Raw genomic sequence first — 13,659 nt, 5'->3', positions numbered from 1 at the left:
TCTGAGCGGCTGGGTCACTGAGTGACACGGTCCAGTCGCGGGCGGATCGGACGAAACGCCTGCGACTGGACACTTGTATGACTTAGTCTCCCAGGCATGGGAGCCCTGTCACGGTCTATTACGCCTGCACTCATGGCACTGACGTGCCTGCTCGGGGCGCTCGCCTTTCCCACTCGCGCCTCGGCGGAGGTACCGGATGACTTCCTCTGGGGCGTTGCCACCTCCGGATTCCAATCGGAAGGTTCGTCGCCGGACAGCAACTGGTCTCGATACTCCGATTCTGGACGAACCCACGACAAGATCGGTGATTCGGTCGACTTCCGGCATCGCTACGCCGAGGACATCGACCGGGCGGCCGATCTGGGATCGAAGGTTTTCCGATTCGGCGTCGAGTGGGCGCGAGTTCAGCCCGCCGCCGGGAGCTGGAACGAGGCCGAATTCGCGTACTACGACGACGTGGTGGCTCACATCCGCGCGCGGGGCATGACTCCGATGATCACGCTCGACCACTGGGTGTATCCGGGATGGGTTGTCGATCAAGGCGGCTGGACAAATCCGAAGACGGAAGCCGATTGGCTGGTCAACGCAGAGAAGGTAGTCGAGCGGTACTCCGGAATCGGGGCGCTGTGGATCACGATCAACGAGCCGACTGTGTATGTTCAGCGTGAATTGACCTACGGCGGAATCGCACTCACCCAGGCACCGTCGATGTTCGATTCATTGGTCCGAGTCCACCGGGCGATCTACGACCGCATCCATGTTCTCGATCCCGGTGCCCGCGTGAGCAGTAATTTCTCCTTCATTCCCGGCGTGTCCGAGGCGATCGATTCGGTATTCACGGATCGGGTGCGCGACAAGCTCGACTTTCTCGGGATCGACTACTACTACGGTGTGGCCCTGAACAATCCGACTGCCGCGTACGCCGCACTCGACGAGTTCTACAACGTCACACCACAACCCGAAGGCCTCTACGACGCATTGATGCGGTACTCGGGCAAGTATCCAGAACTCCCCCTCTACATCGTCGAGAACGGCATGCCCACCGACAACGGAGCGCCGCGCGCCGACGGTTACACACGCTCGAATCACTTACGCGATCACATCTATTGGATGGAACGCGCCCGAGAAGACGGTGCCGACGTGATCGGCTACAACTACTGGTCCATCACCGACAACTACGAATGGGGTTCGTACCGAACTCGATTCGGCCTCTACACGGTCGATGTTCTCGGCGATCCCACTGCGGCGCGAATCCCGACCGACGGCGTCGACGCCTACCGCCGGATCATTCACGAGAACGGCGTCGGGGCCGACTACGTGCCCGTCATGGCCCCGGCTTTCTGCTCGCTCGTCGATCCTCCCCGCAGCTGTACGGCTACTCGATGACGGCCGTTTTCCGAAATTCCTCCACTCCTCGTCGTTAGGATGTCCCATGCGAACACTGCGAAATATCGCCGGAACTGCCGCTGCCACGGCTGCCCTGATCCTGGTTGCCGGAGGCGCTGCGACAGCAGCCCCTAACCCGGCCGATTCACCCCGCGAGGCGCAGGCACGTGCCTACATCGACGCCCTGGTCTCCCATGACGTTTCCGATGTTCATTTCGCCCCGGATGCGACGCGCGTCGAAGCCGGACTCAAGACGGGTTTCTCCGGACCACAGATGTCCGCCGACCTCGAAAACGGTATTCAATACCGCGTTATCCAGGGCGTACGAGACCTCGAGATGTCGGAAGCCGGGGACATCGTCTCGACCACCTATCTGCTCGACGCGGGAATCGGTGGCACTCGCCTCATGACCGTGGAGATTCGTGAAACCTTCGAAGTCCGTGACGGTCTCATCCACGACGTCGTCGCCGACATCATCCCGGTGTCTGTGTCGTGACGCGCGCCCGATAGCTACTGGGCGGTGCACCCGAGACTCGGGTGCACATCGCTGCGAAGGCAGCCGGCGTCGAGTATCCGAGTTCAGCCGCAACGGCTGTCACACTGGCACCGGCAGAGAGTTTCGGGAGCGCGTGAAGAATGCAGGCACGCTGCATCCACGACGACGCGCTCATCCCCGTTTCCGAGATCAGCAAGCGGTGCAGTGTTCGTTCACTGATGTGGAGTTGCTCGGCCCACCGCGTGGGCGAGTCGTGGATCGACGGGCCGGCGAGATACCGCGTGCACAACGCCCGCAATCCCGGGTGCCGAGGCAGCGGAAGTTCCACAGGCAGGGGCGCAAGGTCGCGAAGTTCGTGCAGGATCAGCTGAAATACCGCGGCGCCGCGTCCGTGTGCCGGGAAGTCGTCCTCCACGTTCAACTCGACATCCATGTCGACTGCAGCGACGAGCAGCTCACGCAGGAGCGACGACACCGCGACGACTCGGCACCTGACCGGGAACCACGGCGCTGCGGACGGTTCGATGTAGAGGCTTCGCGTGCTGACGCCGTCCATCGTCACCGCATGAGCGACACCGGCGGGAATCATGACCGCATTGGACGGCAGAACCGTCCACTCACCGTCATCGGTTTCGACGTTCATCGCACCGTTCACAGCGAAGAGAAACTGGGCTCGTCGATGTTTGTGGGCGGCCAGCACGTGACCTGGTGGGTAGTCGGTTCCGATTGCGAGAACACCGCGAGGTGAGTGATCGACGTCGTTGATCGAGATGTTGCGCACCGGAGGAACCTACCGAGTCCGTGTCTGATTGACAATGGAACGTGGCGAACCTTCGAATGTGCGCCAGCGGAGAAATCGCTACCGTTCATCAAGTGCTTCATTACGCCCTCATCCTTCTCGCTTTCGGCGCCTTGACCGGAGTCACCACCGTTCTGTTCGGATTCGGTGGCGGGTTTGTCACCGTCCCAGTCGTTTACGCTGCATCCACACTTCGGGCGGACGCCATCGATCCGATGCATGTCGCCGTCGCATCCTCGGCGGCAGTGATGGTGGTCAATTCACTCAGTGCCACAATCGCATTCAGGAAGTCAGGACGGCTTCGGGCGGAGTACATCAGACCACTGATCGGCCCCGTCGCAGTCGGAGCAGGCCTCGGAGCGGTTGCGGCAGGTCCCGTCGACGACGGCGCCATTCGGATTCTGTTCGTCCTCTACCTCGTGGTCACAATCCTCGACAGCCTTCTGCGACAAGGGTTTCTGACACCACCTGAACCTCGAGAACATCTTGACCGTCACGGCGTCCGCGCTGTCGGGATAGGCATCGGCGCCGTCGCAAGTTTCCTCGGAGTCGGCGGGAGCGTCATGACGGTTCCGATGATGCGTCGCGGCGGAGTTCCGATGGCCGACGCCGCCGCGAGCGCCAACCCGTTGAGCTTGCCTGTCGCCGTCGTCGCGACTGCGGTGTACGCGGCCTCATCAGGGCACAGCACCGCCTCGGATCTGTCAGCGGGCAGGGTCGGCGCAATCGACCTTCTCGCCGTTTGCGCGTTACTGGCCGGCTCTCTACCTGCGATTGCACTGAGCCGGCGAATTGTCGGCGCCATCCCGGACCGGATCCATGCCGCCGCCTACATCGCTCTACTCGCAGTAGTCACGGCGGTGATGATCGCGGCTTAGCGGACGGCGTACCGCAGATAGATGACGCCGCCGTCGAAGGTTTTCTCTTCGAGCAGCTGCAGGTCCAGTCGCCCGCGCGGAAGGGCAGGCAATCCGCCTCCTACGCTGACCGGGCAGACGAACAGTCGGCATTCGTCGACCAGCCCCGCCGCGAATGCACTTGCAGCGATCGTCGGCCCGCCGATCGAGATATCTTGTACCGCTTCGCTCTCGAGCGCACGAACGGCGTCGGCGTCGAAGTCCCGGGAAATCGTTGTGCGCGCCGTCGATACCTCGTTCAGCGTCGTGGAGTACACAATTTTTTCGATGCCACCCCAGATCTGAGCGAACTCGACTGTCGCCGCCTCGATTCCGGCAAACTCGTCCGGCACCGAAGAACCTACCGATGCGGAAGTACCTTGAAGGTCCTCGTGTGCCGTTGTCTCCCAGGGAATCATTGTCTCCCAGGGAATCATCGTCTCGTACATCCGGCGCCCGAGCAGGTACGTGCCGACTCCCCTCTCGAGCTCGTTGACGAACGAATGGACCTGCGCGTCGGGAACCGCCCAGTCGAAGTTCCCCTGCTCATCAGCCACATACCCGTCGATCGAGCAGATCGCCGAGTAGATCAGGCTCACCATCGGTCCACGTGCAGCACGTTGTCGACCGGTTCACGGGCGGCGGGTTTGAACGTCTCGCCGGTGAAGTACGCCGTCGGGATAAGCGCCGCCTGATGGAATCCGGCCGGAATACCCAGCAGCTCGGCAACTTCCGCTTCACGCTGCAGGTGCAATGTCGTCCACGCCGTACCGAGTCCACGTGCCCGTGCGGCCAGAGCGTAACTCCACGCGGCCGGGAGTAGAGAACCCCACAGACCGGCCTGGTTCCCCTCCGGCAACGTCTTACCCGCCTTGATGCACGGAATGAGAAGAACCGGCACCTCGCCCATGTGCTCACCGAGCCACGCGACGCTGGTGCCTACTCGCTGTTGGATCGGCGCGCGATCGGGATCATCGGCGAAGAGTTTTGCCGCCGAACCGTGAGAAGCAAGGTACTCGTCGGTGACTTCCTTGTAGATCTGCCCGACTGCTGCACGCAGTGCCGGATCGGTCACCACCATCCACTGCCACCCCTGGCGATTCGAACCGGAGGGCGCCTGCAGGGCGATCTGGAGGCATTCCTTCACCAGGTCCAACGGCACGGGACGGGTCAGATCCAGACGCTTTCGAACGGTCCGCGTTGTGGTCAGTAATTCGTCGGGTGTCAGGTCGAGTACGGGATACGACGTCATCTCCCGATCATTGCACTGTCGCGAGCAGTGAGCAGGACAGTCCGTCTACACTTTTCTGATCCCGTGCGTGCTGGTTGTCGGGAGTATTCCCCGATCAAAGGACTTTCGACATGAGTTGGCACGTCTGGTTGGCGTTCTTCGGAGCAAGTTGGGTGATCAGCCTGTCACCGGGGGCCGGCGCCATTGCGTCGATGTCGTCAGGGCTTGCCTACGGCTTGCGGCGCGGATACTGGAACATCTTCGGGCTGCAGTTGGGATTGCTGCTGCAGATCGGAATTGTCGCGGCCGGGGTCGGTGCAATTCTCGCCAGTTCGACCGTGGCCTTTTCCTTGATCAAGTGGTTCGGTGTGGCATACCTCGTCTACCTGGGAATCAGGCAGTGGCGATCGACGCCTACCGAGGTGGAGACCGACGAGGCAACCGCGAGCAGTTCGGGCCCGATGATGATGCTTCGCGGTTTTCTCGTGAACGCGAGCAACCCGAAGGCCGTCGTTTTCATGCTCGCTGTGCTCCCACAGTTCCTGGACCCGTCGGCACCGCTGCTTCCGCAGTATCTGATCATCGCCGCCACGATGTGCGCAGTCGACGTGATCGTGATGACCGGATACACCGGGCTGGCTGCACGGGTGCTCACCTTGATGCGATCCCCCAAACAGCAGCGAACCACCAATCGAGTGTTCGCCGGCCTGTTCTTCGGAGCCGCCGGCTTCCTCTCGAGCATCGGGCGTGCAGCAGCTTGATCGGTCACACGGCTTGATCGGTCACACGGCTTGATCGGTCACAGGCCTGCAATCAAGTTGACGACGGACGCCACGATCACCGAACCGAACAGGTACGACAGCAATGCGTGGCCGAGCGCCATCGCGCGCATATCCGACGACTTCAAGTTGGTGTCGGAAATCGCGAAGCTCATCCCGACCGTGTAGGCCACGTAGGCGAAATCGCTGTACCGCGGCGGTTCTTCCTGATTGAAATCGATTCCGCCGTCGGGGCCCGAGTAGTACAGCCGCGCATAGCCGAGGGCGAACAGCGTGTGGACCGCCAGCCACGAGATCACGACGCTGCCTACTGCAACCGATGCCGCCACGACTTGGTAGTGATGTCCGTCGGGTGCCGCCAAGAGCAGGAACGCGATACCGACCAGGCTCGCGACGGCAGCGCCGAGAATCAGCAGGTGTGCGACGTTGCGAGCCGGTTCTTCCCGCGTTGCGTGGCTCGCGGTGAGCGTCGCATCGAAGGGCCAGACCAGAATCCACGTCCACACCGTGAACACCATCGCCGCGACATCCCAGCCGATCAGGAAAGCGAACCGGGGGTAGCCGACCAACGCCGTGACGACGCCTGCAGCGACACCGAGCACCAGACCTGTCGACACTCTCAGCGCTGGCCCGGCACCCAGCTCACTCCGCGGAACCGGGTTGATCGGAAGGTCGTGCGATCGATCGTTCACGGGCTCAGTCAACCACCGTTCGCAATGAGACGGTGGTTACGCCGCAAGGTAATCGAGAAGCAGGCGTGTCAGGCGTTGCAGGTGTCGACTAAAGGCTTGCCGTTGAATCTGTCCAGCACGTACTGCAATCCGACACCGAAGTCCGCTACGGCAGGCGCGAGGTGGTTGTTACCGCTCCCCGGATTCACTGCAGGCAGGGTGTCGGTGAACAACGTCGCCTCGGCCCCGCGCGCGCACCAGTCCTGAACCAGGCGCCGGGTTTGCTCGTACGGGATGAAATCGTCGTTGAGCGCTCCGTTGACCAGAATCGGCGAGGCCGGGGTTCGCCGCCCGATGCGTTGTTCCTCGATCACCTGCTGGATCTCCGGTACCGATTCCACCACGTCGGCCAGTGGCCGACCGTCTGTGGTCCACGACGCCGTCGACTGCTTCCCGTACTTGGTTCGGGAATCGATGAGGCATTGCCCGGCGACGTCGGCGAGCACGGACCGGCCGTAGTCGTTGAGTCGAGATTCGATCGGCTCTCGGGCGGCGGGATATCGGTCGAGGACGCCGTTGATCGTGTAGCCGATCGCGGCCATCAGGCCGGTACCGTCGATATGACGCAGAACGCTTGCCAGGTCTGCCGGGGGCGCGCTCGCGTAACTCCCGACCAGATTCAACTCAGGCGCGTATTCGGGTGCCAGTTCGGTTGCAGCGGCAGTGGCGCCGCCGCCCTGCGAATGGCCCCACAGCGCTATCGGATCGTCCTCTCCTGCGTTCGCCAGGGCTAGGGCAGCGCGTGCACCGTCCAACATCGCATGGGCTTCCTCGGCGCGATTGACGTAGGTATGGGTGCCGGGTGTTCCGAGTCCGATGTAGTCGGTGACAAACACGCGAACGCCCTGGGCTAGGAATGCGAAAGCAAATGCGGACTCGTAGTTGACGCCGACACTGTCCACACCGGCACCGTAGTTCGACGGATTCCCGGGTTCCGCCAGGCGGAGTTGACCGGCAGTGGGAAACATCCTCGACGGCGCGCACTGATCACCTTGGCCCTGAGTGCCCGGACCGATCACGACCGTCGGGCGCGGGCCCGCGCCTGACCACGGGGCGGCCGGCTCCAGGTACGAGCCCGACACAGCAACATTGGATCCGTGGGTGTCGGTACTCGAATACAGGATCCGGGTCCCCACACCAGGCACTCCGCCAACGGCACCGGCCAGCGGCAGCGGTTCCGTCCGAATCACCGAACCCGGATCACCGACGTCGCCCGGAATCGCGTCGTAGAAATCGTTCACAGGTTCGGCGTTCGATATCGGTGTGAACAGTAGCGAGGTCGACAACAGCGCCGATACCGCAACGGCCGAAACCTTCAGTGCCGCGAGGACAACCTTCCGGGTGCTCATGGAAATCCAACGTATAGGCCTCAGTCGACGCGCGGACCGGTTTCGATCTGCGGGACTTCAATCGATCGATACCAACTGCTACGCGAGCGGGCCATGCCACTGGCCCCCCGATCCCCTGGTTTCACGGCCAGGACCTGATGAATCGTAAGCCTGTGCGGCTCCTCGAAACCCAGGGCACTGGCAGCGAGATACAGCAACCAGGTACGCACGCGGGGAGCACCGACCTGTAGGACCGATGCGTCCCAGTTCTCGCGAAGATTCTGTACCCACGCGCGCAGTGTCAAGGCGTAATGCTCGCGCAACGCCTCGCTGTCACGCGTCTCGAAGCCTGAAAGTTCGAGCGCATCAATGGTTTTGCTCAGCGGAAGGATCTCACCGTCCGGGAAGATGTACCTGTCGATGAAACTGCGTCCGTCATCGACGTTGTCCGACAAAGACTTCACCGCCGCGATGGCGTGATTGAGCAGACGACCCTGCGGCACGAGCAGGTCGTAGAGTTTTGCCGTGTACACCGGCAAATTGGCCAGGCCCACATGCTCGGACATGCCGATGCTCGAAATCGCGTCGTACGGGCCGTCGTCGACGTCGCGATAGTCCTGCACCCGAATCTCGATACGATCGGCCAAACCCGCGTCGGCAACTCGTCCCTTGGCGTACTCGACCTGCTCGTTGCTCAGTGACACTCCGACGACGTCGACGCCGTAGTTCTGGGCAGCGTGCAGTGCCATCGATCCCCAGCCACAACCGACGTCGAGCAGTCGCATTCCCGGCTTCAGATCGAGCTTGCGGCAAATCAGATCCAGCTTCGCGTACTGAGCAGCTTCGAGGGATTCGACCCCTTCCGGCCAGTACCCGCACGAATAGACCATGCTCGGCCCGAGAAACATTTCGTAGAAGCGGTTCCCGACGTCGTAGTGATGGGAGACCGTGGCCGAATCGCGTGATTTACTGTGCCGCTTGCCTCGCTTACGACGCATCTCGATCGACGGAGGCGATGGCGGTGGACCCACCGCCCCCAAGCCGGCGAAAGTACCGGCGGCGCGCACCAGCGAGCGCAACGGCAACGCCGACAAACGATTCTCACCGAGCCGCGTGACCAGATCCGGGACATCGAGGAGCGCAAAGATATCGCCGTCTACGTCCAGATCGCCGGACACGTATGCCCTCGCCAGCCCCAATTCGTTGGGAGAGTACAGGACTCGACGTAGGGCACGCCGATTCCGGAAATGTACCCGCGCAGCGGCGTCCGGCGGACCTGCCTCCGAACCGTCCCAACATCGCACGCGAACCGGAAGCGGAACCCCGATCACTTCCTCGAAAACCGTCAAAATTTTGGTCGCGGCACCAGTCACAGATCAACCCCTCCGACAAAGATGGTTAGCCGATGACAGAAAACTTACGCCCGATTCGCGAATCTTTCGCGCCATTTGTCCGAGTTTTGGGCAGTGTTCACCGCAGTTTCGGTATTCATCGAGGTTTCGGTATTCATAGCGGTGTCAGGGCTCCACCAGCCCGGCGAGGAATTCCACCAGCAGTCTCTTCGTGACCTCACGTGGCAGCGATTCCACTGCCGCGAGGACGGCCGCCATGTCCAAGGGAGAATCAGCAGAACCCCGAGGATCCAGCCCCGCCGACCTCAAAGCTGCCGCGACAGCGTCACTTGGCAACGCAAGAACATCGGCGACGGTGACATCGCCACGTTCGAATGCTCCGGCCAACTCTGCCAGTGCCGGCGGCGCCTCGGCTGCCGCCGAGCCGCGAACGTCGTCGGCACCGAGGACGAGCGCATTGGTCAACTCGCCGAGCACCGACTCGGTCACCGGGGTGACGGTGAGGTGGGTTGTTCGAGGCAATACAGTTCCGTCAGGTTGCGTCGACGCCGGCTGCCCTTGAAGGACGAAGCCGCGGGCACCGACAGCGCTTACCCAGCGATGCGGATCGACTCGACGTTCGAGGGGCACCGAACCATCGGTGGCGACCGCGAACAGCGGCCCCACCGGCGAGCCCACGACGCGAAGCCCGTCGATGCTCTGGACCGTCTCGATCAGCGCACGGGTGGCCCGCTGCGCCCGGGACACCAGTTCGGCGTACCCCGATTGCCCGAGAACTTGCGAAATCGCCCACGCTCCGGCCAGAGCAGCAACGGATTTGGAACCGAGAAGCGTGGGATTGACCACCGGATACCCCGGCCAGTCCGTGAGCCCGAAATACTGCTTGCGATGCAGGTCACGCCCGCGGTGCAGCAAGACCGAGACGCCCTTGGGTGAGTATCCGTACTTGTGGAAGTCGACCGACATGCTGGTGACACCGGGCACCTGGAAATCCCAGGGCGGCAGATCACCCCACCACGGCAACGCAAGCCCGCCGATGCAGGCGTCGACATGTAATGGAATCGAATGTGCACGAGCAACTTCCGCGACGTCGGCGATCGGGTCGAGCGCCGCGAACGGGTAATTGGGCGCCGAGACGACGATCAGAACCGTGTCCTTCCGAACTGCCGTCGCAATATCTTGTGCGCCCACGCGCCCCGACGTGGGATCTACGGGTACCAGGATGAGTTCCAGTCCGAGTAGGTGCGCTGCCTTGTGGAAAGCGGCGTGCGCGGTGGTCGGAAGAACCAGCGAACCCTCACCCGGCGGGAGCCCGCGGAAGTCGCGAGCTGCCTTGACGGCCAACACACAACTCTCCGTTCCGCCGCTGGTGACATTTCCGACGACTACTCCTCCGGTGTCTGTGTCTGTGTCTGTATCGGTATCTGCGGCTGGGTCTGAAGCTCCATGGAGGAACTCGCGAGCGAACGCAACCAACTCACGCTCCATCACCGCCGTGGACGGGAACACCGTCGGGTCGAGACCGTTGACCGGCTGAACCAATCGAGCTGCGTCCGCTGCCAACTCGTCGAGGGCTGCGAGACCGCTGTCGTACACGTACGACAGAACCCGGCCTCCGTGCGTCGGGGCGTCCTGCTCACGAAGCGAACGCAGCCGAGTCAAGATGTCGGCCGCCCTCTTCTCGAGGTTCGTGCTCTCGACGATCTTGCCCTGAAGTTCCTCGGCCTGAGTGGAACTCATCGTTCACCTACGTTCTCGTGAGTGGATTCTTGTTCGGTGCGGTAGTTCCGCAGTACGACCAGGCTGATCGCAACCAGGATCGCCGGGACGACCGAGAAGCCAAAAGCTATTCCGGTCAGCGCTGATTCCGGTTGCACGACAGTTTCGCCCGCAGTTTTCGAAACGAAGCCGGTCACCGCGAGTACACCCAAGAACACCGCGGGCCCCAGGGCAAGGCCTGCGGTTTCCGAGGCTGTCCAGATACCACTGAGCGAACCACCACGTTGGCGTCCACCGATTCGCGCGTCGTCCTCGATGACGTCAGGAAGCATCGCCAACGGGAAAACCTGCATGCCGGCATATCCGACGCCGGCAAGGGCGACGGCACCGTAGATCCACGAACCGGCGTTGACAGCCGCAAGGGTCAACAACGCCGTCGCGACGACAAACAGAACCGAGGACACGACGTAACCGCGAAGCTTTCCGTACCGATGCGAGAACCGGTACCACAGCGGCATGACGACGAGAGCTGGTCCGACGAGTGCAACGAACAGACCGGTGAGCGCGCCTTCGCTGCCCATCACATAGGTCGCCAGATATTGCGCACCCGCCAACATCACAGCGGTGGCAAGTGCTTGGAGCACAAAGACGATGACCAGCAATCGGAACGCGCGGGTGCGTCGTATCGCGTCGAACCCGTCCCGGTACTGCGAGAGCAACGATCCGACCGGCGCGTCCGCGTGAGTCACCGTGTGGCGCGCCGCTCCGCGAACTGCCCAGATCATTGCCCCACACATCAGCGCCGACACCCCGATCGCCATGACCAGATAACCGCGTGCTCCGCCCCCGGCAGCGTCGCGAAGTTCCGGTCCACCAGCGCCGATGACCAGAATTGTCAGGGCCAACACCGCAATTCGAACCGATACCAAACGAGTGCGTTCGTGGTAATCGCCGGTCAACTCGGTCGGCAACGCGATGTACGGCACCTGAAAGACGCTGTAGGCACTGGCCGCGAGCAGGAAGAAGACGAGCACCCACAACGCCCCGACTCCGGGGCCCGCAGACACGGGGGCTGAGAACGTGAGAATGAAGAGCAACGGCAGTCCCAAAGCGCCTGCGAGCATGAGTGGCACTCGCGTACCAGTTCGATGAGAGCTTCGATCGCTGATCGACCCGATCAGCGGATCGATCAGGACGTCGGCGATTTTCGGGACAATGACTACAAGCGACGCGAGCGCCGCGGCCACGCCGAGCGTATCGGTCAGGTAGTACGCCAGTACCAGACCTGGAAGCACGCCGAATCCACCCGTGCCGACACTTCCCGCTGCGTATCCGGCCACCACACCACGCGAAAGCCTGTCAGGCGATCTACCTTCACGAAGACGTACCGGTTTGTCTGTAGTCACCGTCCACACACTAATGTCACGACTCCGTACCGCGAGGGCAAAAGAATCTCGATGACCAGAAGTCGCTCACTCGGACGGGCCGGGCATGCCAGACTGTGACCCGATTCGCACACGAACGAAAGCCTGAAGACGATGGTTGATCCACTGACAGAGATCTGGCCTCCGTACGGAGTCACGATCACGTGTGGGCGCATCACCTTGGTCCCTGTGCGCGACGACCATTTCCCCGAACTCGCTGCGCTGGTCCGAGCCGGCATTCACCCTGCCGAACAGATGCCGTTTCTCGTCCCCTGGACGGTGGGCACTCCCGAAGAAGTGTCGCGAAGATTCATCCAATACCACTGGTCGGTCCGCGGAGCGATGACCACGGCCGACTGGAAATTCGAAACAGCCATTGTCGTCGACGGAGAAATTGTCGGCTGCCAGGCGTTCGCCGCGACGGACTTTCCCAAAAGTCGTACCGGTGAAACCGGCTCGTGGATCGGGCGCGGGTTCCAAGGCCGGGGCATCGGCACTCTTGCCCGACAGGCAATCTGCGCATTCGCATTCGACTCTTTGGGCGCACGAAGCGTCGTGTCGTCGGCGTTCACGGACAACCCCGCCTCGATCACGGTGTCGACCAAAGTCGGCTACCGCGCCGACGGCACAGTAGAGGAGTTGGCTGCCGACGGCCGAATGACCGTGCGTCGACTCTTCACCCTCAGGCGCGAAGATTTTGTCGCACCGCCGTACCCCGTCGAAGTGACCGGCGCAGACGCGCTCAGGGCGATGCTGGGTATCGACTGAGCGAGCTACCCGTGCACCGTGACAGCCGGTAGAACAGACGCATGGAACCCTCCGACATGATGGCCGCAGTCACCTCGTCCATGCGCGACCGTACCGGACGCACTCTCGAAGAATGGGTTGAGGCTGTACGGACGTCGGGGGTCGACCCGCTCGATCAGAACGAAGTCCGCAAGTGGCTGAAAGCAGAGCACGGTGTACCGCAGAACTCGCAGTGGGCAATTGCATTCGAGACTGCCAAACAGTCCGGATGGGTGGAGCCGACCGTCGAGCAATACATCGACCAGCAGTACAGCGGTCCGAAGGCAGCACTGCGACCCATCTTCGATGCAGCCCGACGTCTGATCGAAGAGCTCGGAACCGATGTTCGAGTCGAAGGCCGCGGAACATACACGCCCTTTGTTCGCGCTCGCCAATTTGCTGCCATCGCAGCGGCCACCAAAGCCCGAGTCGACCTCGGGCTACGTTTTGTCGAGGCCCCCGGTTCCGAACTTCTGGTGCCGGCCAAAGCTCCCGGGCAGTCGACTCACAAGATCGGGCTCACCAGCACCGAGGACGTGAACGACGAAGTCGGATCGCTGATAGCCATCGCGTATCTACAGAACGGCCGGTAGGACACTAACTCGCCGCCACGCAACCACTCACCGGCACGCTGCACGAAAGTCCCTGTTCTCCTTGTCGGAGAACAGGGACTTTCTTCACCGCGGGGGAAGGTCGCTGCGACGTGTCAGCTCAGGCCGAAGATCGCGCCGA

At 62.3% G+C, this 13,659-nt stretch carries 14 protein-coding genes; 6 read left to right on the top strand and 8 right to left on the bottom strand.

Annotated elements, in window-relative coordinates:
- Positions 1–132 precede the first annotated feature (132 nt).
- On the top strand, positions 133–1,386 hold the full coding sequence (locus tag QMA15_RS06570; RefSeq protein ID WP_205907989.1) for a family 1 glycosylhydrolase: 1,254 nt from the start codon (positions 133–135) through the stop codon (positions 1,384–1,386).
- Positions 1,387–1,432: 46 nt separating this feature from the next.
- Positions 1,433–1,882, top strand: a complete 450-nt coding sequence (locus QMA15_RS06565) for a hypothetical protein (RefSeq protein WP_003942394.1) — start codon at positions 1,433–1,435, stop codon at positions 1,880–1,882.
- Here the strand turns inward: QMA15_RS06565 and QMA15_RS06560 are convergent.
- Positions 1,860–2,663, bottom strand: a complete 804-nt coding sequence (locus tag QMA15_RS06560; RefSeq protein ID WP_205906256.1) for a helix-turn-helix transcriptional regulator — start codon at positions 2,661–2,663, stop codon at positions 1,860–1,862. The two genes, QMA15_RS06565 and QMA15_RS06560, sit on opposite strands and share 23 nt — an antisense overlap.
- A 92-nt stretch (positions 2,664–2,755) precedes the next feature.
- Between QMA15_RS06560 and QMA15_RS06555 the strand changes: the two genes are divergently transcribed.
- On the top strand, positions 2,756–3,559 hold the full coding sequence (locus QMA15_RS06555; RefSeq protein WP_290283787.1) for a sulfite exporter TauE/SafE family protein: 804 nt from the start codon (positions 2,756–2,758) through the stop codon (positions 3,557–3,559).
- Here QMA15_RS06555 and QMA15_RS06550 read toward each other — a convergent pair.
- Positions 3,556–4,179 carry a dihydrofolate reductase family protein gene (locus tag QMA15_RS06550; protein ID WP_141488864.1) on the bottom strand — a complete coding sequence of 208 codons (624 nt, stop codon included), beginning with the start codon at positions 4,177–4,179 and terminating at the stop codon, positions 3,556–3,558. The genes QMA15_RS06555 and QMA15_RS06550 overlap by 4 nt on opposite strands.
- Positions 4,173–4,829, bottom strand: a complete 657-nt coding sequence (locus QMA15_RS06545) for a nitroreductase family protein (protein ID WP_003942413.1) — start codon at positions 4,827–4,829, stop codon at positions 4,173–4,175. Before QMA15_RS06545 ends, QMA15_RS06550 begins: the two co-directional genes overlap by 7 nt.
- A 110-nt stretch (positions 4,830–4,939) precedes the next feature.
- Here QMA15_RS06545 and QMA15_RS06540 point away from each other — a divergent pair, with 110 nt between their 5' ends.
- On the top strand, positions 4,940–5,569 hold the full coding sequence (locus QMA15_RS06540; protein WP_019748785.1) for a LysE family transporter: 630 nt from the start codon (positions 4,940–4,942) through the stop codon (positions 5,567–5,569).
- Positions 5,570–5,607: 38 nt separating this feature from the next.
- On the opposite strand, the gene QMA15_RS06535 is transcribed toward QMA15_RS06540, so the two are convergent.
- The 5 genes from QMA15_RS06535 to QMA15_RS06515 form a co-directional block, all read right to left on the bottom strand.
- Positions 5,608–6,279 carry a DUF1345 domain-containing protein gene (locus tag QMA15_RS06535; protein WP_020908009.1) on the bottom strand — a complete coding sequence of 224 codons (672 nt, stop codon included), beginning with the start codon at positions 6,277–6,279 and terminating at the stop codon, positions 5,608–5,610.
- A 68-nt stretch (positions 6,280–6,347) separates the two neighbouring features.
- Positions 6,348–7,667 carry an alpha/beta fold hydrolase gene (locus tag QMA15_RS06530; RefSeq protein ID WP_290283786.1) on the bottom strand — a complete coding sequence of 440 codons (1,320 nt, stop codon included), beginning with the start codon at positions 7,665–7,667 and terminating at the stop codon, positions 6,348–6,350.
- Positions 7,668–7,687: 20 nt separating this feature from the next.
- Positions 7,688–9,019, bottom strand: a complete 1,332-nt coding sequence (locus tag QMA15_RS06525) for a class I SAM-dependent methyltransferase (RefSeq protein ID WP_019748788.1) — start codon at positions 9,017–9,019, stop codon at positions 7,688–7,690.
- A gap of 144 nt (positions 9,020–9,163) precedes the next feature.
- Entirely contained in the window at positions 9,164–10,738 is a 1,575-nt protein-coding gene (locus QMA15_RS06520) for an aminotransferase class V-fold PLP-dependent enzyme (protein WP_172932050.1), read from the bottom strand.
- Positions 10,735–12,132, bottom strand: coding sequence for an MFS transporter (locus QMA15_RS06515; RefSeq protein WP_290283785.1), 1,398 nt, complete (start codon positions 12,130–12,132; stop codon positions 10,735–10,737). The genes QMA15_RS06520 and QMA15_RS06515 overlap by 4 nt, the downstream gene beginning before the upstream one ends.
- A gap of 123 nt (positions 12,133–12,255) precedes the next feature.
- Here QMA15_RS06515 and QMA15_RS06510 point away from each other — a divergent pair, with 123 nt between their 5' ends.
- Complete coding sequence (locus tag QMA15_RS06510; protein ID WP_019748791.1) at positions 12,256–12,909, top strand: GNAT family protein; 654 nt, start codon at positions 12,256–12,258, stop codon at positions 12,907–12,909.
- A 41-nt stretch (positions 12,910–12,950) separates the two neighbouring features.
- Positions 12,951–13,520 carry a DUF5655 domain-containing protein gene (locus tag QMA15_RS06505; RefSeq protein WP_019748792.1) on the top strand — a complete coding sequence of 190 codons (570 nt, stop codon included), beginning with the start codon at positions 12,951–12,953 and terminating at the stop codon, positions 13,518–13,520.
- Positions 13,521–13,659 lie beyond the last annotated feature (139 nt).

The sequence above is a fragment of the Rhodococcus sp. APC 3903 genome, from assembly GCF_030407755.1.
Lineage (GTDB): Bacteria > Actinomycetota > Actinomycetes > Mycobacteriales > Mycobacteriaceae > Rhodococcus_F > Rhodococcus_F erythropolis.
The sequence above is the reverse complement of the archived record's forward strand: the minus strand, read 5'-3'. Positions and strand labels throughout refer to the sequence as shown.